Genomic DNA, 26,270 nt, shown 5'->3' with positions numbered 1-26,270 from the left:
AGATATTTTTCGATCCGCCGCCTGCGACCCTTCTTCCGGGATACCCGTTCCGTCGCAACGGCATTCACCGTCACCGCACCGAAGTCGGGTTATAGCTGTGTTCTACGACACATCCGTCAGGCGCCGACGACCTGCTGCGCCGCGCCGAACGCCGTACCGGCCACTCGCGCGAGTTCACCGTTGAACTCCCGATATGCCTCGACATTGCCGAGATGACCGGTCGGCAGGATGCGATAACCGTCCAGACTGCCCGCCTCGGTGAGCATTTCGACGATCCGATCCGCGTGCACCACCGGCGTCATATCGTCGGCCGAGCCCGCGATGATGGAGGTCGGCACGGTCAGATTCGCCGCACCGCGCCCCACGTCCAGATACGACAGCAGGGTGCCGAACCGCCCGCGCACCCGCGCCGGGCAGGACCGCACGATGTTCTGCGCGAATTCCGCGATATCGCCGGTCGTATCCAGGCTCATGATCTGCCGGCGCAGCAACCATCGCACCGGCGCGACCGGCGGGAACACAATCGGCAGGCTCAAACCGAGCAGCCCCGCCAGGAACGGCAGTCGCACGGCGCCGCGATTGAAGAACGGCAGCACGGTGGTCTCGGCAATGAGCTGTCCCGCAGCCGTATTGGTGAGCAGCACCGCGGCCGCGCGCTGCTGCACCTGCCGCGGATATCGCCCGGCCCACGCCTGCACGGTCATACCGCCGAGACTGTGGCCCACCAGAACTGCGCGCTGACCGGAGGCCAGCGTGGCATCCAGCACGGCTTCCAGATCCGCGGCGAGCTGATCGGTGGTGAGTGGGGCGGTGCCCGCTTCGCTCTCCCCGTGCCCGCGCACGTCGTAGGCGATGACGCGGTAGTCGTCGGCGAAGGCGTTGATCTGAGGGGTCCAGTACTCGAGGCAGCAGGTCCACCCGTGCACCAGCACCAGGACATTGCCGTCGGCAGGACCGTAGGCGTGCACCCGCAGATGCGCACCGTCGGTGGTGGTGACCGGAACGACCTCGTACGGACCGGCGGGCGGATTCAGATCCGCGTTCGCGTAGGTCCGAGTCCGCAGGTCGGCGCGGTGCGCTCGCACCCGGTTCTGGACCCACCGGGTGAGGTCCGCTCTATTAGGCAGCATTGCCCGCATTGGACACTCCTTTGTGTTACTGCTCGATACAGTAACTCTTGCCGGAGCGTGCTAGCTAGTGCAAGCACCCACAATTCTCGGATTCAGATGTATCTCGGAACCGGCGCGTCCCACACCGGAAAAAAGTCGGCCGCCACCCCCGACCAGCGGGAATGACGACCGTATAGGCGTCTTGGCGACAACCGCTACCAGCGCGGGCCGCGCTGGATCTCGTCCACTTTGGGCCGCACATCGGCCAGATAGACACCCGTGGCGACGATTGCGGCAATGCTCAAGATGTTCACCGGGTTCCGCGTCAGCAGCAATCCGCCGAGCGAGGCGACCAGAATCGCCAGCCACACCGGCTTGGTCAGCTTGTCCACGGCCGGGAAGGCATCCGAACGCTGGCGTATCGCATGTACCAGCGCGAACACCACCATGCCCAACTCGCACAGCAACAAAGCCGACAAAATGAATCCGGGAATTCCCATCACCTCGACAGTCTAATTGGCTGTATCTAATTTGCCTCCGCTGCGCTCCGGCTGTTCGCGGCCCCTGAAGTCTCGGTCTTCCCTCCTCCGCTCCTCCGCTTCGCTCCCCCACTCCGTCAGTCCAGACCGAGACGGGCCACTAACTCGGGGCGTTCCTTGTCCATGGTCCCCGACACACGACTGTGGCCCCGGCACAGTGAATGCACAGGGGCCACAGGGTGTTTCACGTTCACAGGGAACGCGCGACGTTACTTCTTGGCAGCAGGCGCGGCGGCCTTCTTGGCCGGGGCCTTCTTGGCGGGCGCCTTCTTGGCCGGCGCCGGAACGACAGCCTCGGCCTCGGTGGTCACGGCGACGACCTCGGCATCAACGGCCTCTTCGACCTCGTCGGCCGCGTCCTTGGCGACACCCAGCAGCGGGGCGACCTGGTCGGAGACCTTGCCGAAGACATCCTGGGCCTGGGTGACCAGGTCGGTGTAGAGGGTCTCGACCTGCTCGAAGCGCTCTTCGAAGGTCGGGTTGGCCTTCAGCTTCTCGACGGTCTCCTCGCCGCGGGCGGCAAGGTCGGCGTACAGGTCGATCAGCTGGTGGTAGTACTGATCGACGAGCTTGCGCAGCTCTTCGGGAGTGGCCTTCTCACGCAGCTCGGCCAGGTCCTCCGGCAGTTCGGACGGCAGCGCGGAGATGCGCTGGCGTACGACCTCGACCTGCTCCTGCAGGTCGGCGGGCAGGTTGGCGAAGCGCTCGCGGGCCTCTTCGACGCGGCCGGAGACATCAACGGCGGCAGCGCGGGTGCGGACCTTCTCGACGGTGTCGAGAACCGACGCGTAGATGGCGTCACCTGCGCCGACGGTCGCGTAGAGCGGCTTAGTCACGGTGGTGGTCAAGTTCGTTTCGGTCATGTGTTTTCGTTCTCCTGGCGTGGCGGAACTTCGGTTGTTCGGTGCGGAACCTCGTTGTCCCTAAGGGCAGTAGTGCCCTCATTTCCCCCCGGAACGCCCCCCATCGGGTCCGTCGCGTCCCCTCTGTCCTCGTTCGCCGCGTTTTCCCGGCGGAACGATTCATAGATGTCCAGGAGGACCTGCTTCTGCCGCTCGGTGATTTCCGTATCGGCGAGCAGTGCATCCCGGACCGGCCCGTGTGCCCTCTGCTCGAGGTACCCGGCCCGCATGTACAAGACCTCCGAGGAGAGCCGCAGACCCTTTGCGATCTGCGCCAATACCTCGGCGGACGGGTTCCGCAGTCCGCGCTCGATCTGGCTGAGATACGGATTGCTCACCCCCGCCAGTTGAGCCAACTGACGCAGCGAGACCTGTGCGATCTCGCGCTGCGCCCGGATGAAGCCCCCGATATCGTGCGCCGCGTTGGCTACGCGGCCCGGTCGTTCGTCGGTGGCGGACAACTCCGTTGCCTGCGTGCCGTCGAGCGTTTCGGGAACCTCGGGATCGTGTGTCATCACTGACCTTCCGGCGGTTGTGCGGTCAATTCTAAAGGGGGGTGCTAACTCTTGCAAGCGCTCTGCTAGCACAATTCGGGCAAACAGTCGGCGCCACGCCGAAATCCCGCATGGATCAACAGTTCAGCCTTAGAACAGAAGATTTGAAACGGTGTAGATCACCAGCCCGGCCAGCGAACCTACGACCGTGCCGTTGATGCGAATGAATTGCAGATCACGGCCCGCGGCCAATTCGATCTTGCGACTGGCCTCGTCCGCATCCCACCTGGCAACGGTATCGCTGACCAGGGTGGCGAACTCATCGCCGTAGTTGGCGACCAGATATCGGACGCCACGCTCCAGCCAGCTGTCCACTTTGTCGCGCATGCCGGCATCTGTCGAGAGCCGCTCACCCAGCTGCTGCACGTTCTCCGCCACCTTGCGGCGCAGCGTCGAATTCGGATCCTCGGCGGACTCCAGAATCATGCGCTTGGCCGCACGCCAGGTCGCGTGCGCCAGCCCGGTGATCTCCTCGCGGCCCATCAGCTCGGCCTTCACCCGCTCCGCCTTTTTGATCATGGCGTCGTCGAATTGCAGATCGTGCGCGAAATCCTCGAGGAAACGATTGGCCGCCATCCGGACTTCATGATCGGGCTGGGTGCGCACCTTCCAGGTGAATTCCACCAGTTCCCGGTAAATTCGTTCGGCCAGTAGGGAATTCACGAATTTCGGGGCCCAGGACGGGGAGTCCCGATTCACGATGCGGTCGATGGTCTCCTGGGAATCCAAGGCCCACTGGTGTGCCCGCTCGGCCAGCAGATCCAGCAGCGGAGCCTGCCGGTTGTCGGCCAGCAGCTCCTTGAGGACCTTGCCCAGCGGCGGACCCCACAGCGGTTCGGCAATGCGTTTGACGATGGTCTGGTCGATGATCTGCTCGACGTCCTCGTCACGCAGCGCGCCGATCACCGCGCGCAGGATGGTGGCGCTCTCCTCCGCCACCCGATCGGCGTGCGCCCGATCGGCCATCCAGCGGCCCAGGCGCAGCGAGATCTGCGTGGAATTCAATTTCGCCACCACGACATCGGGCGAGAGGAAATTCGTGCGCACGAAATCGCCGAGCCCCGCGCCCAGCTGATCCTTCTTCTTCCGAATGATGGCGGTGTGCGGGATCGGCAGGCCCAGCGGATGCCGGAACAGCGCCGTCACCGCGAACCAGTCGGCGAGGGCGCCGACCATGCCCGCCTCCGACGCGGCCCGCACATAGCCGACCCAGCTGCCGCCGTGCCCCTGTGATTGCGCCCAGGCGCAGATCAGGTAGATCAGGGTCGCCGCCGCGAGGAAGGCCGTGGCAATGGCCTTCATCCGCCATAGATCTTTGGCCTTGCCTTCATCACCCAGCAGGTCGGCGAAGGCTCCACCCGGTGAGGCGGCCGGTTGTGCCGACCGCCCGCTCGATTCGAGGACCCCGGCACTGCCGGCAGGTTGCTCCATATGTTCCATTCTGCTGCTTCCCCGAACCTACTCCCGGCCACCGGGCCGGTCCCGAACGTCCGCGATCGGGCCCGTGCGAGGCTTAAGCTGAATAGGCCCAGCACAACACGCAATGTAGGGAGTCCACCCTGTCCACCCACAGAGCCGTCGACGCCGGCGCGCGAGCCGACGCCGCAACCCCTCGACCGGGACGAGTGGACGGCCGCAAGAAGCGCTGGCAGCAGCACAAGATCGATCGCCGCGAAGAGCTGGTCGACGGCACCCTCGCCGCGATCCGCGCGCGCGGCGGCGATGCCGGTATGGATGAGATCGCCGCCGAGATCGGCGTCTCCAAGACCGTGCTGTACCGGTATTTCTCGGATAAGCAGGATCTGACCCGGGCCACCATGGAGCGGTTCATCGAGACCACGCTCATGCCGCGTATCTACGAGGCCATCAGCGACGACCTCGACGAATACCAGCTGGTGCGCAATACGCTCGCCGCATATGTGCACACGGTCGACGCCGATACCGATGTCTACCGGTTCATCATGGGCAACGGGTCCTCGACCGACACCTCCACGCTGGCCGACTTCGAGAAGTTGTTCGCGCAGGTGGTGTCCGCGGTCATCATCGACAAGGCGTTCAGCCGTGACGTCCAGACCGAGGGCGCCATGCTGTGGGCCTACGTGCTGGTCGGCGGCGTGCAGCTGGCGACGGACTGGTGGATCACCAACCGCACCATGTCCAGCGAGGAAATGCTCGACTACCTGACCATGATGGCGTGGAGCGCCATCGAGGGCATGGTCCGCGCGGGCGGCGATCGCACCTGGTTCAACTCCAGGCCGCACCAGCTACCCGACCCGGAGAACAAGGGCAGTGCCGCCTCTCCGGAACTTTAGCGCGCGGCCCGAGAGCCGTACGGACTTCGGTACGCGTAGGAGCGGTCAGGTGGGACACCGATTTTGGGGGTACCCGGGGAGTTACCCCGACCTCACGAAATCAGTTGTCACCGACGTTCGGGTCCGAACGTCTTCACCAATCTGGCTTGTTCGGGGCTGGGCTGGAAGATCAAGGTGTAGTTAGGCTGAACGAGGTAGGTGCCTGACAGGCGTCTACCGTCGCATCGGCACCAACGGGGGCGCCGGGTCCAATGGAGGGTCACTGATGGCGAAAGAGCTGCCGACATCCAGGCTTACGCGGGGGACGAAGCTGGGAATGGCCGTCGCCGGTAATGCCATTCGTGCGCAGAAGACCCGTCGCTCGATGCGCGGGCGCTCCGAGGCGGTGCGCGAGCGGATGGCCGAGGAATCGATGATCCGGGCCACCGAGCAGATGGTCATGGTGCTGGGCACCATGAAGGGCGTCGCCATGAAGCTCGGGCAGATGCTGTCGGTGCTGGACTTCGATCTGGTGCCGCCCGAGCATCGCGAACGCTTCCAGAAGCGGCTGGCCGTGCTGCGCGACAGCGCGCCCTCGGTGTCCTTCGAGGTGATGCGCGCGGTCATCGAGGAGGACTACGGCAGAACCCTCGAGCAGGTGTTCGCCGAATTCGAACCGGAACCCATTGCCGCCGCCTCCATCGGCCAGGTGTACCGGGCGAAATTGCACGACGGCCGGACCGTCGCGGTGAAGGTGCAGTACCCGGGCATCGACGCGGCCGTGCGCGCGGATCTGAAGAACCTGGCCATGTTCCGGCGCATTCTGCAATCGGCCATGCCGTGGGTGACCCCGGCCGTGCTGGACGAATTGCGACTGAATCTGGAGAGCGAACTCGACTACGTCGCCGAGGCGAATACCCAGTCGCAGATCGCGGCGCTGTACAGCGGGCATCCGTTCATCGTGGTGCCGGACACCATGCCGGAGCTGTCCTCCCAGCGGGTGCTGGTGAGCGAATATTTCCCCGGCCGGAGTTTCACGGAGATCCGGGCATTGCCTGCGGCAGAACGTGATCGGATCGGCGAGATCATCTACCGCTTCTATGTGGGTTCGCTGTTCACCTTCCACGAGTTCTGCGGTGACCCGCATCCGGGCAATCTGCTGCTGGGCGCGGACGGCAAGGTGGCGTTCCTGGACTTCGGGCTCTACAACCGGATGGATCCGGAGCATGTGGAATTCGAGGCCACCTGTATTCGCGCCGCGGCCGAGGATCGGGCGGAGGAACTGCGCGATCTGATGGTGCAGCGCGGCGTCATCGACTCCCCCGACGAGATCACCCCCGAAGAGTGTCTGGAGTACGTGCTGTCCGCGTGCGAGTGGGCGCTGGTGGACGAGGATCTCACCATTACGCCGGAGCTGGCGTCGGGTGCGTTCATCCTGGCGGTCGATCCGCGGGGCAGTGAGTTCGCGGGCATGAAACAGCAGAATCTGCCGCCGGAGCATCTGTTCTCGCGCCGCGCCGAATTCCTCACCTTCGGGGTGCTCGGTCAGTTGGAGGCGACCGGCAATTGGCATCGTGTCGCCCGGGAATGGCTGTACGGCGACGATCCGGTCACCGAACTCGGTCGCGCACACCGGGAATGGCTCTCGACCCGCCCCGTGCCCGTGCCGACCACCGGCCCCAAGAAGAAGACCACTCGTAAACGCGCCGCTAAGGCGTAACCCCACCGGACGGGAAATAATATGGCAGACAGGGAATTCGACCTCGTGCTATTCGGCGCGACAGGCTTCGTCGGCAAGCTGACGGCGGAGTATCTGGTGGAGGCTGCTCCTGCCGGGGCGCGCATCGCACTCGCCGGGCGGTCGCCGGAGAAGCTCACCGCGGTACGGGCCGAGCTCGGTCCGGGTGCGGCGAATTGGCCACTGGTGCAGGCCGATTCGACCGATCAGGCCAGCCTGGACGCGCTCGCCGCGCGGACCCGGGTCGTGGTCTCCACGGTCGGGCCGTACCTGCGCTACGGGCTGCCGCTGGTGCAGGCGTGCGCCGAAAACGGTACGCATTACGCCGATCTCACCGGTGAGCCGCTGTTCATTCGTGAATGCATCGACCGTTTCGGCGACCGGGCCGCCGAGACCGGCGCGAAGATCGTGAATTCCGCAGGCTACGACTCGATTCCGTCCGATCTGAGTGTGTACCAGCTCTACAAGCGCACCGTCGAGGACAATACCGGCGAGCTCACCGACGTCACCCTGGTGGCCTGGCTCAAGGGCGGCGTGAGCGGCGGCACCGTCGATTCCGGCCGCGCCATGATGGAAGCCATTGCGGCGGACCCGAAGAAGGGCGCGATCATGTCGCACCCGTATTCGCTGAGCCCCGACAAGGCCATGGAACCCGACGTCGGCCGCCAGAGCGATCAGGCCCTGGAGCGCGCGTCGAATATCGATCCGAGCCTGGACGGCTGGGTGGCCACCTTCATCATGGGCGCGCACAACACCAAGATCGTGCGCCGCAGCAATGGCCTGCTGGGCTGGCCGTACGGCAAGAACTTCCGCTACCGCGAGGTCATGAGCGCCGGCAAGTCCGCCACCGCACCGCTGGTCGCCGCGGGCATGGCGGGCGGCATCGTCGCCACCATGGCCGCCGGCGCGGTGCTGTCGCGCGTGGCCGTGGGCCGCAGGCTGCTGGACCACCTGGTCCCCAAGCCCGGCACCGGCCCGAGCGAAAAGGCCCGCAAGAGTGGCTGGTTCACCATGCGCACCTTCGCCCGCACCACCTCCGGCGCCAAGTACGTGTGCACCTTCGCGGGCAAGGGTGACCCCGGCTACGCCGCCACCGCCGTCATGCTCGGCGAATCCGGCCTCACCCTGGCCTTCGACCAACTCTCCGAACTGGCAGGCATTCTCACCCCCGCCGCCGCCATGGGCGACGCCCTCACCGACCGCCTCCGCAAGGCAGGCATGACGATCGAGGTCGACATCGCCTGACGTCCCTCGCAGTCACCCGGCGTGCTCTCGGCCAGTCATCCCGGCGCGCTCTCGGCCCCGTAACCCTGGCGCGCTCTCGGCCCCGTCACCCCGGCGCGCTCTCGGCCCGTCACCCCGGTGAGCTTTGCCCCGTCATCCCGGGGCACCTTTTGCCGGGATGCACACAGGATTCCGGCCGAAAGCGCGCAATGGGCAAGGGGTGCGCCCGATTAGGGCGATCACTGACGATGGTGTGGATCCCGGCCAAAACATGCCGGGATGGCCGGGCGGCGGGGGCCGGGGCGCCTTTGCCGAGTGGCCGCTACTGCCCGTCGCGGAGGGAGATCATGCCGCCGAGCGTGCCCAGGTAGGCGGTGCCGTCGGGGCCCAGGGCAATGCCGGCGTAGTTGTTGTTGTAGAGGGGGCCGGAGCCGGATCGGCGCTGCCACACCAGGTTTCCGGTGCGGAAGTCGAGGGTGGTCCAGTACCAGGGGTCGGTGAGGTCGGAGCCTTTGGCATAGGTGTAGATGAGGCCGTTCGCCAGGGATAGTTTGGCGACCACGCTGGGGGCGGCGATCGTGGTGTTGGTCCAGACCAGGTGGCAGCCGGTGCCGTCGTCGTCGATATCGACGCGGGCGAAGCCGGGGGTGGTGGTGCCACCGGCCAGGGTGGCCTGTGGGCTCGAGTAGCCGTAGTTGTTCTCGACGATCAGGGAATTGCCCGCGCCGATGAGCGAATTCTCGGTATCGCCCGCACCTTTCGCGAAGACCGGCACGCTGCACACCTCGCGCTGCGCGGCATTCGCGGCGGTGCGGTAGACGACCACATTCATCGGATCGGCATTGTCGGTGATCGCGACGTATCCGCCGGGCAGCACGGTGGGTGTGGTGCCGGTGCCGTCGTCGACCTGGCCGGGCTTGTGCTGACCGCTATTGGCGTAGGTGACGCGCCAGGTGATGTCGGGGCTGCCGCCCGCACCGGCGTCGAAGCGCAGCATTTCGCGATTGGTGGCGATGTACACCTCGCCGTCGGAGCCGACCGCGAAGGAGTTCTCGATTTCACCGTCTTCGCCGTCGCCGAGCCGGATCACCTGCACCGCACCGGTTTCCGGATTCAGGGTGCCTACGACGCCGTCGGTCTTGGTGACGAACCAGAGCAGCCCGTTCGAGTCCGGCAGTACCGAGTTCAGGGTTTCGCCGGGTCGTAGCGAAGCACTCAGGTCGTAGTCGTGTTCGAGGGTGAATCCGTCGGCATTCGGCGTTTCGGCGAACACCTGGACATGCCCGCTGCTCGAGCCGACCACCGCGCGATCCTGATTGTCGAGGTAGAAGTACGCGCCGCCGCCGAAGTTCGAGAAGGCGCCGGGCTTCAGGAATTCACCGGCCCCGCGACCGGGCAGCGGATAGTGGCCGAGCACTTTCAGTCCGGCCGGATCGATCAGGTAGAGGCCAGGATTCACCCCGGGGCAGTTGGAGATGATGCGCCCGGCGTGGTCGAAGGCGATGGATCCGCACTCGCTGCCGAGCAGCAGCGAATCCACCCGGGTGTCGTGGCCGAGCGGCCCGGGCCGGGTGTAGGTATCGCTCATCCAGCCGTCGCCGTGGATTCCGGAGTCGCCGCCTGCGGCCAGCCAGGGATGCCCCGGGACGGCGGGTACGCCGGTGACGGGTTGCGCGGTCGCGGGTGCGCCGAGGAAGTCCGCCCCCGGTCCGGGCAGCGCAGGAATCGGCGCAGCGCCCGCGGTTCCGGTGGCGAGCACGGTCGCGAGGGCGGCCGCGGCCAGCAGCTGAGCACCGGTTTTCATCTCTACCTCCGGCTATTCGCTTGCGGCGCAACGGCACACACAGCTCTGGTCGCACGACCAGCTTCGGCATGATCGCACATTGCGGCCCCGAACCCTACCGTGCGGTTCGTCACAGTAAGCCCCCTTGCACGACGGGACGCGCCCGCAGAAACCCTCCGGTAGGGTCGCGATCGGGACGGAGGGTCGTACCGCAGAAAGGGGGACGACCGTAGTGAAATGGATGCTGACCCCGGACGAATTCGCCATGGTCTGGACCCGCGAAACGCAGCTGGATCGCCGCCCCTATCCCCTGGACACACTCCCCCGGGCTCAGGAAAACCCCGGCGCCACGCCCCGATTGGGGCACCGCTTCCTGCGCCGCACCGATCCGGAGCTGACCGCCGCGCTCATGCTGTGCGCCCGCACCGATACCACCACGGTCTCGCTCTACGGGGAAAGCAGCACACCGGAGCCCCGCCGCATTCTCGCCTTCGCCGCCGTGGCGCAGCAGCGTGCCGGCATTCTGGTCGCCCGCCCAGACGCGGTGAGCGTATTGCTGTGCCCTGCCGAACAACTCGGGCAGGAACTGGTGGAGATCATCGGTTCGGCCCCGCCGGGCAGTCACGAGACCATGCAGGAGCCGCAGAACGCGGTGCTGCTTCCGGACGATTCGGCCACCCGGGGCGATCAGTTCCGCCGCAAACTCCGGGAACCGGTGGACGGCCGCGGCTTCATCACCGTCACGGTGGAACCGGCGAATCCGCTCTCCCCGCCCACCCGGCACCGCACCTGGATGGACTTCTCCGGCGACGGCCGGTATCTGCTCACCACCGCGACCGATCTGACACTGACTCCGGTCACCGACGCCGAACTGGCCGACCATCTCGTGCGATTGGCCCGGGTGTGACCGCAGGCCCGAGCCGGGTTCGACGGCCCGATTTCGGCGTGCTTGCCCACATGAACACCCGCCGCGTGTTACGCATGGGGGATGGCGAAGGCGACAACCTGGTCGAAACCCGTGACCAAAGTCCTGCGGGCCGATGGTGTACAGGTCAGCGAACTGAATACTTCCGGAACTCCTGGATTCAAGGGCGACAAGCGCGCCGGCGAGCAATTGCTCGCCGAGCGCGCCACTGTGCTGTCGGATCTGCAGGAGAAGCTGTACGCGAACGGCCGGCACGGCGACAATCGCAGTGTGCTGCTGGTGCTGCAGGGCATGGACACCGCCGGCAAGGGCGGCATCGTCCGGCATGTGATCGGCTCGGTCGATCCACAGGGTGTGGATCACGCGTCGTTCGGCGTGCCGACCGCGGAGGAGAAGAAGCACCACTACCTGTGGCGCATTCGCAAGCAGCTGCCGCGCGGCGGGCAGATCGGCGTCTTCGACCGCTCGCACTACGAGGACGTGCTGGTGGTGCGCGTGCACGATCTGGTGCCGCCGGAGGTCTGGGAAAAGCGCTACGACGAGATCAACAAGTTCGAGCGCAAGCTGGTCGACGACGGCACCACCATTGTGAAGGTGGCCATGTTCGTCTCCCTCGACGAGCAGAAGAAGCGGCTCGGGCAGCGGCTGGACCGCCCGGAGAAGTACTGGAAGTTCAGCACCAACGATCTGCACGAGCGCGCCTACTGGCCCGACTATCAGGACGCCTACCAGGCGGTTCTGGATCGCACCGATACCGAGTACGCCCCCTGGCACGTGCTGCCCTGCGACCACAAGTGGTACGCCCGGCTGGCCGTCACGGAACTGCTGATCGACGCTCTGCAGGGCCTGAAACTGGATTGGCCACCCGCCACCTTCGACGTGGAAGAGCAGAAGAAGCTCCTCGCCGAAGCCTGATATCCGCTTCACACCTTCCCTTTTGAACCTCCCCCACACCCGCCCTCTGCACCTCACCCAAAGTTCGCGGCCCGCCCGGTTCTGGACTGAGTGGAGCGGGGGAGCGAAGCGGAGGAGCGGAAGGAGGGAAGAACCGGGTAACGGGGCCGCGAACCGCCGGAGCGAAGCGGAGGCAGAAAATACAGAGGGCAAATTAACACTGTTCTCTCAGGTTCTCGGGCCAGGATGGGCCCGTATGAGTCGTGACAATGGAAGGCGTGGTGCGCACACGTGAGCAACAAACCGGGTGATCGCAAGAATCCTCTGGCGAAGGCTCAGCGAGCCGATCGCAATCGCAAGATCGCTATCCAGGCCGGCGTCGCCGTAGTTCTGGTGGGTCTGGTCGCGGCGATCGGCATCGGGCTGGCCATGCGCAAGAGCGATGACAAGAGCACGGCGGCCTCGTTCGCCCCGGTCGTCACCCACGATCAGAGCGCGGGCGCGGTGCCCGCGAATATCACCTCCACCGGCGCCATCCGCATCGGCAATCCGGATGCCAAGGTGAAGGTGCAGGTCGTCGCCGACCTGCAGTGCCCGGCCTGCCAGATGTTCGAGCAGAACAACTCCAGTGCGCTCGAGGCCGCGGTGAAGAACGGCTCGACGGTCGTCGAGTACAACATCATCTCGTTCCTGGACCGGGCCTCCAACGGCAACCAGTATTCGACGCGTGCGGCGAATGCGGCCTATGCGGTAGCCGCCGCCGATCCGTCGAAGTTCCAGGCCTGGCTGGCGTCCATGTACAGCCAGCAGCCCAAGGAAAACGGCAACGGCATGACCGACGACCAGCTGATCGCCATCGCGACGGCGGCCGGTTACACCGAACCCGCTGTGGCACAGGACATCACGTCGCAGAAGTACGTCGCCTGGGTGGGCGATGAGACCAAGGCCGTCTTCGCCACCGGCCTCAAGTCCACGCCGTCGGTGTACGTCAACGGCAAGTCGATCACCGACGGCCAGACGCTGATGAGCCCGAACGGCATGCAGTCGGTCATCGAGGCCGCGGCGAAGTGATCATCGCGGCTGCACCCAAATCCGCGTGGCCGCTACTACTCGGCGGACTGATCGGCTGGGCGGCGTCAGTGACGCTGCTCGTCGACAAGTTCAAGCTCTACACCGAACCCGGCTTCAAACCGCTGTGCAGTATCGATCAGACCATTTCCTGTACGACGGTGATGGATTCGGATCAGGCGGCGGCCTTCGGCTTCCCGAATCCGATCATCGGCGTGGTCGGGTATTCGGTGGTGGTGACGCTCGGCGTGCTGGCCATCGCGAATGTCGGTCTGCCGCGCTGGGTCTGGGGCGGCCTGTGGGCCGGTCTGGCGGCGGGCATGGGCTTCATCGGCTGGCTGATCTACCAGGCGGTCTTTCTGATTCACGCGCTGTGCCCGTGGTGCATGGTGGTGTGGGCGGTGACGCCGCTGCTGCTGGCCGTGGTGACCGGGCAGCTGTGGGGTAAATCGCGGGGACTGCTGCAGATTGTGGTGGAGTGGCGGTGGACCGTGGTCGCCATCTACTACGCGGTGGTCATTCTGATCGTGTACATCCAGTTCCAGGATTACTGGCGCGATCACCTCTGAGTCGAACCGACGGGCCTAGTTCGGCGGGCCGACGGTGAGCGTCACGCTCACCGTGCGCTGCCCGCCGCCGGGCTCGTTCAGATCGAGCCGCACCACATCCTCCGGTTTATGGAGGTTGAGTGCGGCTTTCAGCATTTGAGTGCCGGCGATCGGGCGGCCGTCCACGCCGGTGATCACCTCGCCTTCGGTGAGCCCCGCCGCGAAGGCGGACTGCCCGTACACCGCCACATCGATGCGCGCGCCGGTCGGCTGGGCATCCGAGGTGAGAATGCCGAGAGTCGCGGTCGGGCCGATGTGCACGGTGTCCGTCGGTGTGCCGGAACGGATTTGGCGCACCACCGTCATGGCGGAATCGATGGGCACCGCATAACCCTCGGGGCCGTGCCCCAGCGCCTTCTGCAGATCCCCGGAAGCCGCGGCGACCACGCCGACCACCGCGCCGTAGCGATCCGCCAGTGCCCCGCCGGATTGCCCGGCGGCAACCGCCGCCGCGACTTCGATCAAGCCGTGCAACGCTTTCCGGGACATATCGACTTCGTTCCGCGCCACGATGGTGCTGTCCAGATTGGTGACGGCGCCCCCGACCGCGGTGGGCGAACCGGTGCCGCCCGCATTGCCGATGGCCAGCAGTTGGTCACCGAGCCGCAGCGCGGCGGAGTCGCCGACCCGTGCGACCGGAAGACCATGTGCCCCAGTGAGTTCGATGAGCGCTATATCCGCGCCGGAATCGTAGCCGAGCACGGTGGCGGGATAGACCGCACCGGTGCCGACATCCGTAACCTTCACGGTGTCAGCGCCTTTGATGACGTGATGGCTGGTGAGCACCTCGCCGTCCGCGGTGAGCACGATGCCGGTGCCCGCCGCGCCCAGCCCGAACGGCTGGATGCCTGCGGTGATATTCACCAGTGCGGGTTCGACCACACCGGAGACGAGCTTGGTGTCCAGGGGCGGCAGCGGTGGGCCGAGCAGCGTGGCGGTGGGTGGTTCCTGGTGGAACGACCAGCGCGCCAGGTCGCCGTGATAGCCGAGGAATGCCGTGACGGCCAGGACTGCCACAAAAATGAGGACGAGCAACCGCCCGCCGCCCGTGTGAGAGGGGTCGCCTCCGGTCATGCGACGCGTGTCGTCGTGCATCGATCCCCTCCGACTGCTGTGCGCTGATCGGCTTCCGAGCATCTGTACCCTCTGGTGTACCAGGCGCCCGGGCGGTCCGCGGGTCTTCCAGGTAACACATATGTACCGCCCAGTTCGCTGAGCATGTGCTCGAATCCGGCCGTCAGTGACTCGCTGCGGCGACCAGCAGCATGAATCCCAGCCCGAGCAGGGTGAAGAACAACGGGGCCGTCGAGGGCTTTCCGGCATGCGCCTCCGGCAGGATGTCCGCGGTCGCGAGATACAGCAGGAACCCGGCGAAATAGCCGAGGTACATGCCCACGAAAGTGGTCGGCACCTTCACGAACGTGCCGACGATCGCACCGATGACAGGTGCGATGGCATCGGCCGTCAGCATGGCCAGACCGCGCCGCCGCGCGTTCCCGTACAGCGTGGTGAGAGTGAAGGTATTGAACCCGTCCGCGAAATCGTGGCTGATCACCGCGATGGCGACGGCAGCGCCGGCCGCCGCACCGACCTGGAAGCTGATGCCGATACTGAATCCGTCCAGGAAGCTGTGGAACACCAGCCCGGACGCGGCCACCAGTCCGACCGAGGCGAAATCGTGGTGGTGCGCACCGAATTCGTCCTCGTGCCCGGTGTGCAGCGCCACCGTCCGCTCCAGAATGTGCACGGTGAAGAAGCCGACCACCGCGGCCAGCAGCGGCACCGGCACGCCGAGCGCGCTGCGGGGGTCCGCCTCCAGCGCCTCGGGCAGCAGATCGAAGGCCACCACGCCGAGCATGACACCGGCGGCCAGGCCGAGCACCAGGCGCTTGCGTTCGCCGATGCGGTCGGCCACCAGGCCCCCGATGAAGGTCGAGCACATCGACACCAGCGCCAGCAGAATCGCCATCGGCCCAGCATGCCGACCGGATGCCCGGTCATCCGCCCGCCACGCCGAGGGTGAGATTTCGAACGAATCCTTGGTAAATGGATGGGTGCGCAGGTAGGCATGTATTCATGAGCACTGCTGCCGCATACGCCGTGTCCGCGCCCGACGGCCACTTCGAGAAGCTCGCCATCGAACGCCGTGACCTCGGACCGAACGATGTGCTGATCGATGTGAAGTACGCCGGCATCTGCCACTCCGACATACACACTGCCCGCGACGAATGGGGTGGCGCCCGCTACCCCTGCGTGCCCGGCCACGAGATCGCGGGCCTGGTCGCCGCGGTCGGGTCGGCAGTCACCAAATATGCCGTCGGCGACCGGGTCGGCGTCGGCTGCATGGTGGACTCCTGTGGCAAATGCGAGCCTTGTCTGGCCGGTGAGGAGCAGTACTGCATCCCCGGCGCGACCATGACCTACAACACCGCCGTCGCACCGGAGCTGCAGTCCGGCGGCTACACCATGGGCGGCTACTCCACGCAGGTCGTGGTGACCGAGGGCTTCGTGGTCGGCATTCCGGAGGGCATCGGCCTGGACGTTGCCGCACCGCTGCTGTGCGCGGGCGTCACACTGTTCTCGCCGCTGCGGCACTGGAACGCGGGCCCCGGCAAGCGGGTCGCGATCATCGGCATGGGCGGGCTCGGACATGTGGGCGTGAAGATCGCCGCCGCCATGGGCGCCGAGGTGACCGTGCTGAGCCATTCGCTGAGCAAGGAGGAGGACGGTAAGCGCTTCGGTGCGCACCACTACTACGCGACCAGCGATAAGCAGACCTTCCGCACTCTGCGCGGCAAGTTCGATCTCATCCTGAATACGGTGTCGGCGGATCTGCCGATCGACGACTACCTGCGGCTGCTGGCTCTCGACGGCACCCTGGTGATTCTCGGCCTGCCCGAAAAGCCGCTCCAGGTCAAGCCTTTCACCATCGCCGGCTACCGGCGCTCGCTGGCCGGATCCATGATCGGCGGCATTGCGCAGACCCAGGAGATGCTGAACTTCTGCGCCGAGCACGGCATCGGCGCGGAGATCGAGGTCATCTCGGCGGACCGCATCGACGAGGCGTACGACCGGGTGGTCGCCAGCGATGTGCGCTACCGCTTCGTCATCGATACCGCGACCATGTAGTCGCGCCTCGATAGTTCAGCAACACGCGGCGTTTCCGCTCCCACGGAGCAGGCGACGCCGCGGCTACGTTTGCGGAGTGTCCGAGGAAGCTGACGAAGTAGTCGATGTACCGCGCAGAATAACCGTTCAATCGATGATTCCGGCGTGGCTGCCACGCGCCTATCTGATGGCGGCCGTCACCGTCGCCGGGATTGTCATCACCTTCTGGTCGCTGGCCAAATTGCAGGGCCTGCTCACCGTGCTGGTGATCTCGCTGTTCCTGGCCTTCGCCATCGAACCGGCGGTGAACTGGCTCGCCGCGCGCGGCTGGAAGCGCGGGCTCGCCACCGGCGCGGTCTTCGTCATCGTGCTGGTGGCGATCGTCGGATTCCTCTGGACCATGGGCGGATTGATCGTCGACCAGGTCACCGCGCTCATCAGGAACGCGCCGCACAATACCGAAGACGCTGTGGCCTGGATCAATTCGACCTTCCACACCGATCTGTCCGGCACCGATATCACCCAGCGGGCCTCGGAACTGAGCTCCTCACTGGAGAAGTGGGTGGTCGGCCTGGCCGGTGATGTGTGGGGTATCGGCACGACCGCGCTCGGCGTGCTGTTCCAGGGCCTCGGCGTCCTGCTGTTCACCTACTACTTCGCCGCCGACGGGCCGCGCTTCCGCAATGTCGTCTGCTCCGTGCTGCCACCCAAGCGGCAGCGACATGTGCTGCGCGCCTGGGATATCGCCGTCGAGAAGACCGGCGGCTACCTGTATTCCCGTGCGCTACTGGCACTCTGCTCGGCCGTCGCGCACTACGCAGCCATGCGGATACTGGGTATCCCGTCGGCGTTCGCGCTGGCGCTGTGGGTGGGCGTGGTCTCTCAGTTCATTCCGACCGTCGGCACCTATCTCGCCGGCGCGCTGCCGGTCCTGGTCGCCCTGTGCCAGAGTTCGAGTACCGCACTGTGGATTCTCGGCTTCATCGTCGTCTATCAGCAGTTCGAGAACTATGTGCTGCAACCGCGAATCACGGCCACCACCTTGGATATGCATCCGGCGGTGGCCTTCGGGGCGGTGCTCGCGGGGGCGGCACTCTTCGGGGCGACGGGCGCACTGCTCGCCATACCGGTCACCGCCACCGCGCAGGCCTTCATCGGCGCGTACATCCGCCGCTACGACGTCGCACAGACCTGATTACCGGACCTACCTGCCCTGTTCGTGCAGCGCCTTCTTCGCGGCTTCCTGCACCTTGTCGACCTGGCCGGCGAACTTGCCCTCGGTGCGCTCGTCGACCAGGTCACCAACCTTGTCCACCAGCGGATCCAGCTTGTCTGCATGCTCGCTCGCCAGATCGGCGGCCTTGCCGGCGACATCCTTCAAATTGTCGAACAGACCCACAGTCGTCACTCCCATCTCGAATCAACCTCGCCCACAGGCTAACCGGCGGACGAGGCGGAAACGCCGAGCGACAACTGTGTGCTGCACCGCTACCGCGGCGGCCCGGACTTCCACGGCTGGGGCGGCGAAACCTGATCGCCCTTGTTGTCATAGGTGTCGTTGAACTCTTTGCCGTCCTCCGGTGTATCCGGCTGATCGCCCTTCCCCGTCGGATCCATATCCGCCTCCTGTCTCGAAACTTCCTGCGCCACAGGCTAGGCCCAGTTTCATGACTGAATCATGAGTTGCCGAGCACAACGGCGGCACGGGTTTTCACCCGTGCCGCCGTTGTGCCAGTTGCTTCGCGCGCCCCGCCGATCAGCCTTCCGGCGGGGTGCGGGCGGCCTCCGCGCGGCGGCGGACGCGGCGGGCGGCCGCGACCATATTGCGCAGGGACGGGTCCAGCTGCCAGTGGTGGCGGGTCTTCAGACCACCATCCGGGTTGGCCCACAGGCGTTCCGGGGTGATTGCGGCGGCAGCGGCGGTGAGCGCTTCGTCGAGTTCGTCGATGTCCGGGATGCGCGCCGAGCGGCTCTCGTACACACCCGGGCCGACGCCGTGGGTGAGGCCGCGGCCTTCGGCATTGTCTTCCTGCAGCGACTTGAGCACCCATTCGATGGAGCGGGTGGCGACAATGGCCGTCACGTCCGCATCCAGTTCCTCGATGGCCTGCACGACGTCACCGCGGCTGGAATAGCCGATGTGCGTATGGATCTGGGTCTCCGCCCGCACACCGGAGGTGGCCAGCCGGAACGCACCGACCGCCCAGCGCAGGTATTCGGCGCGGCCCTTGACTCGCAGCGGCAGCAGTTCGCGAATGGACGGCTCGTCCACCTGGATGATGGCGATGCCCGCCTTCTCCAGATCCACGACCTCGTCCCGAATGGCAAGCGCCACTTGGTCTGCCGTATCGAACAGCGGCTGGTCCTGGCGCACGAACGAGCGCGCCAGCATGGTGACCGGTCCGGTGACCATGCCCTTGACCGGCTTATCGGTCAGCGACTGGGCATAGACGGCCCACTCGACCGAGATGGCCGCGGGCCGCGACACATCGCCGTACAGGACCGGCGGCCGGACACAACGGGATCCGTACACCTGCACCCAGCCGAAGTGCGTGGTGGCGAAGCCGTCCAACTGCTCCGCGAAGTACTGGATCATGTCGTTGCGCTCGTGCTCACCGTGCACGAACACATCGAGGCCGATGTCCTCCTGCAGCCGGATGGTGGCCTCGATCTCGGCTTCGATGCGCTTGCGGTAGTCCTCGTAGGACAGTTTCCCCTGGCCCAGGTCGTAGCGGGCCTGGCGGATCGCCGTGGTCTGCGGGAAGGAACCGAGCGTGGTGGCGGGCACCAGCGGCAGATTCAGCTTGGCCTGCTGCGCGACTCGCCGCACCTCGTACGGTTCGCGCTCGCGCATCTTCTGGGTGACGTTGTACACCCGTTGCCGCACAGCGTGTTTCTGCTTGAAGTGCACCGAGGTCGGGCGCTTGCGCCACTTCTCGTTCGGGCCGTCGGTGAGTGCCTTGGCCAGCGAAACCACCTCGAGGACCTTCTGTTTCGCGAAGGCGAGGCGATCGGCGACGTTCTCCTCGAGCTCGTATTCGACGAGCAGGTCGTAGGGCACGTGCAGTAGCGTCGCGCCGGTGGAGACGACCAGGTCCGGGCAGACCTGGGACAGCGCGTTCAGGTATTCCAGCGCCATCACCCGGTCGGCGCGCCACACATTGGTGCCGCTGATCACGCCCGCGTACAAGCGCTTCCGGCCGATGCCCGGGATCTTGGCCAGATCGTCGGGGCGGATGCGGTGGTTGGCCAGATCGAGCCCGATGGCCTCGACCTTGGTGCGCGCCAGCGCTTCCAGGGCTTCACCGAAATCGCCGTACTGCCCGGTGACCAGCAGTCGCGGCCGCAGCGGCGCGGTCGAAAGTCGTTGGTACGCCTGCTCGAACACCTCGATGGTGGAGGGTGAGCGGTCGCTGGTGAAGCAGGGCTCGTCCAACTGCACGCAGGTGGCGCCGCGCTTGGCGAGCGCCTCGAGTAGCTCCTCGTACACCGGTAGCAGCTTGTCCAGCAGCACCAGCTTGTCGAATTCGGTCTCGCCCGGCACATGTCCGGTCTTCGACAGCAGCAGCAGCGACAGCGGGCCCAGAATGACCGGCCGCAGTTCGATGCCCGCCGCCTTCGCCCGATCGAATTCGTCCAGCAGCGCCTCGGGGTGCAGCGAGAATTCGGTATCGGAGTCCAGCTCGGGCTGCCGGTAGTGGTACGGCGTATTGAAGAAACGCACCAGCTCCAGCGGCGGCAGATCGGGCCGCCCGCGCGCCATCAGGAAGTAGAAATCCAAGGGGTGCAAGTCTTCTCGATACGGCTCGAACCGCTTCGGCACCGCGCCGAACAGCAGCGCATTGTCGAGGACGTGGTCGTAGAAGGAGAAGGTGTTCCCAGGCACCTGGGTCAGCCCGGTGGCCGCCAGCTCGAGGTACTGGCTCTCCTGGATCTCCCGCCCTACCGCGAGCAGCTCCTCACGCTCCAGCGTGCCGTGCCAGTAGGACTCGAGAGCACGCTTGAGCTCGCGGTGCGGTCCGACCCTCGGATACCCCAGGATGCTGGATCCGAAGCCATCGCTGACATTGACCATGTGCGGGACACTCCCTTCGAAGCTGCCGGTCCGACTCGACCCATTTGCAGCTTATGCTGACCCGCCTCCCCGCACCTTCAGCGCACGGCTGGGAGCCGTTCGCCGTCATGCACGCGTAGCGGCGGTCTGGTGCGGCACCGATTTTGGACGTACCCGGTGAGTTACCCAGACCTCACGAAACCAGTTGTCACGTTCTTTGATGGAGGGGTTGCGCGGCTTCGCTGAGATGCCACGCCTTACGGGCTGGCCGCTCGGCGCTCGAAACGGGCGCCGAGCGGGCTGCACCCAGGGCGCTAGTTACGCGGAGAGGCCGGGGAGTTGTACTGGTAGAAGCCGGTACCCGCCTTCTTGCCCAGCAGGCCCGCTTCGACCATGCGCATGAGCAGGGGCGGGGCGGAGTACAGCGGCTCCTTGAACTCCGAGTACATGGAGTCGGCGATGGACTTCACGGTGTCGAGGCCGACGAGGTCGGTGAGCGCCAGCGGGCCCATCGGGTGGGCACAGCCCAGCACCATGGCCTTGTCGACGTCTTCCTTGGTGGCGAAGCCGGATTCGACCATACGGATGGCCGAGAGCAGGTACGGCACCAGCAGCGCGTTGACCACGAAGCCGGAGCGGTCGGCGGAGCGCACGACCTGCTTGCCGAGCACCTCGGAGGCGAACTGCTCGGCGCGCTGGGAGACGGCCTCGGTGGTCTTGAGCGTGGTGACCAGCTCGACCAGCGGCAGCACCGGCACCGGGTTGAAGAAGTGCATGCCGACAACCCGCTCGGGGTTGTTGGTGGCCACGGCGATCTTCATGATCGGGATGGAGGAGGTGTTGGAGGCCAGCACCGCGTTCGGGTCGGTGACGACCTTGTCGAGCTCGGAGAAGATGGCGGTCTTCACATCTTCGTTCTCCAGCACGGCCTCGACGACCAGCTGACGGTCGGCGAAATCGGCGAGATCCGAGGTGAAGCGCAGCCGCCAGGCAGTCTGCTCACGCTCCCGCTCGGAGATCTTGCCACTCGACACCGCACGGTCCAGCGACCGCAGGATGCGGGCCCGGCCGGCCGCGGCCAGTTCCCGGGTCTGTTCGAACACGAGCACATCGACATGCGCCCGGGCGCAGACCTCTGCGATACCCGCGCCCATTTGTCCGGCGCCGATAATGCCAACGCGCTGAATCTTTTCGCTGCTCACGTCCCACTCCGTTCCGCCTCCCCGCAACTTTTGCGGGCGGCTAAGTGCCGTTGTCAGTCGGGCACCCGTGCCTACGTCAGGTTCCAAACCAATTTGGCCGTACCCCGGGAGTTACCCCGACTCTCACGAAATCAGTTGTCGCCTACCGAGCGCCTACGGGTAAGTCTCGAGTTTCAAAGCTATAGGAAAAAACCCTCCCCGCCGGGGCTGTCGACGGGAAGGGAGGGTGAACACCGTCGAGGGGAACTTGCGTCCCCCTCGACGGGTTCCGTGGACCCAGGGCGGCGGAGGTTGTGATGCGACTACCGCTCTGAGTGGAAGCCCTCGAAACCCGTTGTTACGGAACGTAACAACTGATCTCGTGAGATCCGGGTAACTCCTGGGGTACGCCCAAAATCGGGTTGGTACCTGACCGCACCACGCATGCACGACTGACAACGGCTCTCAGCCGGGCGCCAAAGTTGCGGGGTGGCGGACTAGCTCAGTGGAACTGGCCCTCTTCGGTGGAGCCCTTCAGGGCAGCCGTGGAGGTGTTGGGGTCGACGGTGGTGGCGATGGTGTCGAAGTAGCCGGCGCCGACCTCACGCTGGTGCTTGATGGCGGTGAAGCCACGCTCGGAAGCGGCCTTGAACTCGCGCTCCTGCAGGTCGACGAAGGCGGTCATGCCCTCACGGGCGTAGCCGTACGCCAGGTCGAACATGCCGTAGTTGAGCGAGTGGAAGCCGGCCAGGGTGATGAACTGGAACTTGAAGCCCATCGCGCCGAGCTCACGCTGGAACTTCGCGATGGTCGCGTCGTCCAGGTGCGCCTTCCAGTTGAACGAAGGCGAGCAGTTGTAGGCCAGCAGCTGGTCCGGGAACTCGCTGCGGACGGACTCGGCGAACTTACGGGCGACCTCGAGGTCCGGCACGCCGGTTTCCATCCAGATGAGGTCGGCGTAGGGGGCGTAGGCCTTGGCACGCGCGATGCAGGGCTCGATGCCGTTCTTCACACCGAAGAAGCCCTCGGCGGTACGGGTGCCATCGAGGAACTCGCGGTCGCGCTCGTCCACATCGGAGGTGATGAGGGTGGCGGCCTCGGCGTCGGTGCGGGCGATGATCACCGACGGCACGTCGGCGACGTCGGACGCGAGACGCGCGGAGGTCAGGGTGCGGATGTGCTGCTGGGTGGGGATCAGCACCTTGCCACCGAGGTGGCCGCACTTCTTCTCCGAGGCGAGCTGGTCTTCCCAGTGCACGCCGGCGGCGCCGGCCACGATCATGGCCTTCTGCAGCTCGTAGGCGTTCAGCGCGCCACCGAAGCCGGCCTCGGCGTCGGCGACGATCGGGGCGAGCCAGTTGGCGACGGAGGTGTCACCCTCGACCTTGGAGATCTCGTCGGCGCGCTTGAGCGCGTTGTTGATACGACGGACCACGGTCGGAACCGAGTTGGCCGGGTACAGCGACTGGTCCGGGTAGGTGTGCCCGGAGAGGTTCGCATCACCGGCGACCTGCCAGCCGGACAGGTAGATGGCCTTCAGACCGGCGCGGACCTGCTGGACCGCCTGGTTGCCGGTGAGGGCGCCGAGGGAGTTGATGTAGTCCTCGTTATTGACGAGGTCCCACAGGATCTCCGAGCCGCGGCGGGCCAGGGTGGCCTCTTCGACGACAGTGCCCTGCAGCTTCGAAACCTGCTCGGCGGTGTAGGTGCGGGTGAGGCCCTTCCAGCGCGGGTTGGTGTCCCAATCCTGCTGAATTTCCGCGACGGTTCTCGGGGTGCCGGTGGTCGACATCTCTGACTCCACTTCCTGTTCGGTCGGTTGGCCCCAGTGGTCGTACTCTCGCGATGTTCGAACACTGCTGGAGCAGCAATTTGCAGGCTTGCTATGCCCGCGGGGTGTACTTCCACACGATGGCACAGGAAAAAATGTCCGTCTACCTGTTGCAAGTGTGAATCCACGCTAGCTTTCGCGGGCCTTTTGCTAAGCCTGCGAAATTTGCTTGCTAATAGCAGCAGTGGAATCTACTTGCGAGTAGCCCTGACGTGCAGTTTTGCATAACGCCCGTACTGTTTGGGTGACGAGGGCCACCGGCACGCGACGCGCCGATGTCCGGCGAGCTGTGAGCACCTTCACATTCGATTGTGATCTTGATAGGTGTGGGGCCAGACACCCGGGGTACCGATAAGGCCCTAATCTGGGCACGCGTCCAGGCTAGGTGCGACGTCAGAGAACCAAAGGAGACACGGATGCGGAAACGATGGATGTCCACGACGGCCCTGGCCGCCACCTCGATCGCAGTGCTGGCAGGCGCGCCGCACGCGGTCGCCGACCCGGCCGGCGAGATCGGCACGGTGACTTCCGTCGAGCCACTGGCGCCCGCCGCCGTGCTGCCCGGCTCGGCGCATTCCGAACGCATTCTGTACGGCAGCACCACCGCGAACGACCAGCCGACAACCACGAGTGCCGCCGTTTACTTCCCGCCCGGCGAGGCGCCCGCCGGAGGCTGGCCGGTCATCGCCTGGGCGCACGGCACGGTCGGACTCGGTGATCAGTGCGCGTACTCCATCGCCGGACCGGCTGCGGTGGATCGCGATTGGGCCTACCTGGGCACCTGGCTGAGCCAGGGCTACGCGATTGTCGCCGCCGACTATGCGGGACTGGGCACGCCGGGCGATCATCCGTACCTCAACGGCACGGTCGAGGCGCACAACGTGGTGGATGCGGTCAAGGCCGCGACCAGCCACTATTCCTCGCTGGCGAAGAAGTGGGTGGTGGTCGGCCAGTCGCAGGGCGGCGGTGCGGCGGTCGTGACAGCGCGCTACGCGACCGAATTCGGCGGGCCCGGCTTGGACTACCGGGGTGGCGTCGGCACCGGCGTACCGGCTTATATCGAGGACATTCTGCTGCCGCTGGGGCCGGGCGTGCCGCCGGTCAAGCTGCCCGCGCACAGCACCGGATATGTGCTGTACATCCTCAATGGCCTGCGCGCGACCTATCCCGAGCTGAATATCGAGTCCTACCTCAATGATTCGGGCCGCTACTGGCTCGATCGCGCCAACGGCTCCTGCCTGGAATCGCTCGGCGAGGAGTTGACCGCGAACAATGTGGTGGTCGGCAATCTCTTCTCGCGGCCGCTGTCGCAGATCCCGGATCTGCAGGGCATGCTCTCGCGGGTCATGGGCCTGCCCGAATCGGGTTACGACAAGCCGCTGTTCATGGGCCAGGGTCTGCTCGACACCGATGTGATCATGCCGGCGACGCTGGCGTTCGCGGCCAAGCTGCAGGCGAACGGTCAGCCGGTCACCCTGCACACCTATCCGACCACTCACGACGGCACCGTGAATGCCTCGCTGCCGGACTCGGTTCCGTTCGTGCGCAACCTTTTCTCCTGATCAGCGCCCTCCTCCCGACTGAAATCTAGCGTCGCTAGACAAACTAACTGCGCCACTGTTATGGTTGCTTCAGTTCCTAGCGCTGCTAGATTTCAGTAGGAAGAGGCACCAGATGCTCACCACCACCGGCCAGATCCTCGCCATCGCCGCTGTGCTCGCCAATGGCGCCGTCTACGGCACCGATATCTGCGCCACCGCCATCACCCGCTCGGTCAACAAGCACTTCGACGATGCGCAGGTGACCATCGCCTCCGGCTGGGGCCACTACTACGGCGACAAGCGCATGCCGATCTTCGGCGCGGGCGGCGTCATCACCGCCGTGCTCACCACGGTCACCGCCGTGGTCTCCGGTCAGGTCGGCGCGGCAATCGCCGCCGGTATCGCCATCGTGGCCCTGCTGAGCTGGCTGGGTTTCTACGTCCGAATCGCCAAGCCGGTCAACACCGCCCAGACCGCGGCCGCCAAGTCCGGCATCATCCCCGCGAATGCCCGTGCGCTGCAAGACAAGTGGGACAGCATCCTCCCCTACCGCGTCGCCCTCCAGGCGATCGCCCTCACCGGCCTCGCCGCCTCGATCGCGCTGTTCTGATCCGCGGCAGTCCCGAAATCGGCCCCGCACCAACAGGTGCGGGGCCGATTCGGGAGGTCACTGCTCCTCAGGACCCGAGCGCCGGCGTATGCCGCGCGCCCCGAACAGCCCCATGGTGGTGAGGAATACCGTCACCGCCGCGGGCCAACTGTCCAGCAGCCCGGTCCCGATGGCGAGCGCCGCACTCACCGCGACGGCGAGCAGTGGAGCCTGGATGGGACCGGGCGGTCCCGTATCTTCTGTTGAATTGTGCTGGGTAGCCATGTGAACTCCATTGGTCAACCATGGTGGACGGGAAACAAGATGCGAC

The 26,270-nt window shown here is 65.8% G+C and carries 25 protein-coding genes; 11 read left to right on the top strand and 14 right to left on the bottom strand.

The window, feature by feature from the left end; genetic code table 11:
- Positions 1-116: 116 nt before the first annotated feature.
- The 5 genes from JWN03_RS31365 to JWN03_RS31345 form a co-directional block, all read right to left on the bottom strand.
- Positions 117-1,139, bottom strand: a complete 1,023-nt coding sequence (locus tag JWN03_RS31365; RefSeq protein WP_297622533.1) for an alpha/beta fold hydrolase — start codon at positions 1,137-1,139, stop codon at positions 117-119.
- 185 nt (positions 1,140-1,324) lie between these two features.
- On the bottom strand, positions 1,325-1,609 hold the full coding sequence (locus JWN03_RS31360; RefSeq protein WP_297622611.1) for a DUF2516 family protein: 285 nt from the start codon (positions 1,607-1,609) through the stop codon (positions 1,325-1,327).
- Positions 1,610-1,857: 248 nt separating this feature from the next.
- Positions 1,858-2,511: a heparin-binding hemagglutinin gene (locus JWN03_RS31355; RefSeq protein ID WP_297622532.1), complete on the bottom strand. Its 654-nt coding sequence runs from the start codon at positions 2,509-2,511 to the stop codon at positions 1,858-1,860.
- A complete protein-coding gene (locus JWN03_RS31350) occupies positions 2,508-3,065 on the bottom strand; it encodes a helix-turn-helix domain-containing protein (protein WP_297622531.1) in 558 nt (185 codons plus the stop codon). Before JWN03_RS31350 ends, JWN03_RS31355 begins: the two co-directional genes overlap by 4 nt.
- A 129-nt stretch (positions 3,066-3,194) precedes the next feature.
- Entirely contained in the window at positions 3,195-4,535 is a 1,341-nt protein-coding gene (locus JWN03_RS31345; protein WP_441343091.1) for a DUF445 domain-containing protein, read from the bottom strand.
- Positions 4,536-4,729: 194 nt separating this feature from the next.
- Here JWN03_RS31345 and JWN03_RS31340 point away from each other — a divergent pair, with 194 nt between their 5' ends.
- The 3 genes from JWN03_RS31340 (at position 4,730) to JWN03_RS31330 (ending at position 8,378) form a co-directional block, all read left to right on the top strand.
- Positions 4,730-5,416, top strand: coding sequence for a TetR/AcrR family transcriptional regulator (locus tag JWN03_RS31340; RefSeq protein ID WP_297622529.1), 687 nt, complete (start codon positions 4,730-4,732; stop codon positions 5,414-5,416).
- 265 nt (positions 5,417-5,681) lie between these two features.
- Positions 5,682-7,115, top strand: coding sequence for an ABC1 kinase family protein (locus JWN03_RS31335; protein ID WP_297622527.1), 1,434 nt, complete (start codon positions 5,682-5,684; stop codon positions 7,113-7,115).
- A 21-nt stretch (positions 7,116-7,136) separates the two neighbouring features.
- A complete protein-coding gene (locus tag JWN03_RS31330; protein WP_297622525.1) occupies positions 7,137-8,378 on the top strand; it encodes a saccharopine dehydrogenase family protein in 1,242 nt (413 codons plus the stop codon).
- A gap of 301 nt (positions 8,379-8,679) precedes the next feature.
- Here the strand turns inward: JWN03_RS31330 and JWN03_RS31325 are convergent, their stop codons facing one another.
- Positions 8,680-10,161 carry a hypothetical protein gene (locus tag JWN03_RS31325; protein ID WP_297622523.1) on the bottom strand — a complete coding sequence of 494 codons (1,482 nt, stop codon included), beginning with the start codon at positions 10,159-10,161 and terminating at the stop codon, positions 8,680-8,682.
- A 220-nt stretch (positions 10,162-10,381) separates the two neighbouring features.
- Between JWN03_RS31325 and JWN03_RS31320 the strand changes: the two genes are divergently transcribed.
- From JWN03_RS31320 to JWN03_RS31305, 4 genes are all read left to right on the top strand, one after another.
- A complete protein-coding gene (locus tag JWN03_RS31320) occupies positions 10,382-11,047 on the top strand; it encodes an ESX secretion-associated protein EspG (RefSeq protein WP_297622607.1) in 666 nt (221 codons plus the stop codon).
- 81 nt (positions 11,048-11,128) lie between these two features.
- Positions 11,129-11,980: a polyphosphate kinase 2 family protein gene (locus tag JWN03_RS31315; RefSeq protein WP_297622521.1), complete on the top strand. Its 852-nt coding sequence runs from the start codon at positions 11,129-11,131 to the stop codon at positions 11,978-11,980.
- A gap of 270 nt (positions 11,981-12,250) precedes the next feature.
- Complete coding sequence (locus JWN03_RS31310; protein WP_297622519.1) at positions 12,251-13,030, top strand: DsbA family protein; 780 nt, start codon at positions 12,251-12,253, stop codon at positions 13,028-13,030.
- Positions 13,027-13,596: a vitamin K epoxide reductase family protein gene (locus JWN03_RS31305; protein WP_297622517.1), complete on the top strand. Its 570-nt coding sequence runs from the start codon at positions 13,027-13,029 to the stop codon at positions 13,594-13,596. Before JWN03_RS31310 ends, JWN03_RS31305 begins: the two co-directional genes overlap by 4 nt.
- Positions 13,597-13,611: 15 nt before the next feature.
- Here the strand turns inward: JWN03_RS31305 and JWN03_RS31300 are convergent, their stop codons facing one another.
- Complete coding sequence (locus JWN03_RS31300; protein WP_297622515.1) at positions 13,612-14,730, bottom strand: S1C family serine protease; 1,119 nt, start codon at positions 14,728-14,730, stop codon at positions 13,612-13,614.
- A 142-nt stretch (positions 14,731-14,872) separates the two neighbouring features.
- Positions 14,873-15,604 carry a ZIP family metal transporter gene (locus JWN03_RS31295; RefSeq protein ID WP_297622513.1) on the bottom strand — a complete coding sequence of 244 codons (732 nt, stop codon included), beginning with the start codon at positions 15,602-15,604 and terminating at the stop codon, positions 14,873-14,875.
- 107 nt (positions 15,605-15,711) lie between these two features.
- On the opposite strand from JWN03_RS31295, the gene JWN03_RS31290 reads away from it, so the two are divergent.
- On the top strand, positions 15,712-16,764 hold the full coding sequence (locus JWN03_RS31290; protein WP_297622511.1) for an NAD(P)-dependent alcohol dehydrogenase: 1,053 nt from the start codon (positions 15,712-15,714) through the stop codon (positions 16,762-16,764).
- Positions 16,765-16,840: 76 nt separating this feature from the next.
- The gene (locus tag JWN03_RS31285; protein ID WP_297622509.1) at positions 16,841-17,938 is read left to right on the top strand and encodes an AI-2E family transporter; all 1,098 of its coding nucleotides are present in this window, start codon (positions 16,841-16,843) and stop codon (positions 17,936-17,938) included.
- A gap of 9 nt (positions 17,939-17,947) precedes the next feature.
- On the opposite strand, the gene JWN03_RS31280 is transcribed toward JWN03_RS31285, so the two are convergent.
- The 5 genes from JWN03_RS31280 to aceA all read right to left on the bottom strand — a co-directional run bounded on the left by JWN03_RS31280 (position 17,948) and on the right by aceA (position 23,770).
- Positions 17,948-18,157 (bottom strand): antitoxin, encoded by a 210-nt coding sequence (locus JWN03_RS31280; RefSeq protein ID WP_297622507.1) that lies wholly within the window; start codon positions 18,155-18,157, stop codon positions 17,948-17,950.
- 74 nt (positions 18,158-18,231) lie between these two features.
- Complete coding sequence (locus tag JWN03_RS31275) at positions 18,232-18,360, bottom strand: hypothetical protein (RefSeq protein ID WP_297622506.1); 129 nt, start codon at positions 18,358-18,360, stop codon at positions 18,232-18,234.
- Positions 18,361-18,499: 139 nt separating this feature from the next.
- Positions 18,500-20,818, bottom strand: coding sequence for a 5-methyltetrahydropteroyltriglutamate--homocysteine S-methyltransferase (metE, locus tag JWN03_RS31270; protein ID WP_297622504.1), 2,319 nt, complete (start codon positions 20,816-20,818; stop codon positions 18,500-18,502).
- Between the two features lie 293 nt (positions 20,819-21,111).
- A complete protein-coding gene (locus JWN03_RS31265) occupies positions 21,112-21,999 on the bottom strand; it encodes a 3-hydroxybutyryl-CoA dehydrogenase (RefSeq protein WP_297622502.1) in 888 nt (295 codons plus the stop codon).
- Between the two features lie 481 nt (positions 22,000-22,480).
- On the bottom strand, positions 22,481-23,770 hold the full coding sequence (gene aceA, locus JWN03_RS31260; RefSeq protein ID WP_297622500.1) for an isocitrate lyase: 1,290 nt from the start codon (positions 23,768-23,770) through the stop codon (positions 22,481-22,483).
- Positions 23,771-24,225: 455 nt separating this feature from the next.
- On the opposite strand from aceA, the gene JWN03_RS31255 reads away from it, so the two are divergent.
- Positions 24,226-25,371 carry an alpha/beta hydrolase family protein gene (locus JWN03_RS31255; protein ID WP_297622498.1) on the top strand — a complete coding sequence of 382 codons (1,146 nt, stop codon included), beginning with the start codon at positions 24,226-24,228 and terminating at the stop codon, positions 25,369-25,371.
- Between the two features lie 112 nt (positions 25,372-25,483).
- Positions 25,484-25,960 carry a DUF1772 domain-containing protein gene (locus tag JWN03_RS31250; protein ID WP_297622496.1) on the top strand — a complete coding sequence of 159 codons (477 nt, stop codon included), beginning with the start codon at positions 25,484-25,486 and terminating at the stop codon, positions 25,958-25,960.
- Positions 25,961-26,017: 57 nt separating this feature from the next.
- Here the strand turns inward: JWN03_RS31250 and JWN03_RS31245 are convergent, their stop codons facing one another.
- On the bottom strand, positions 26,018-26,224 hold the full coding sequence (locus tag JWN03_RS31245) for a hypothetical protein (protein WP_297622494.1): 207 nt from the start codon (positions 26,222-26,224) through the stop codon (positions 26,018-26,020).
- Positions 26,225-26,270 lie beyond the last annotated feature (46 nt).

It is taken from the genome of Nocardia sp., assembly GCF_025465275.1.
In the GTDB taxonomy this organism is placed as follows: domain Bacteria; phylum Actinomycetota; class Actinomycetes; order Mycobacteriales; family Mycobacteriaceae; genus Nocardia.
Note: the sequence above shows the minus strand (reverse complement) of the source record. Positions and strands in the feature narration are given on the sequence as shown.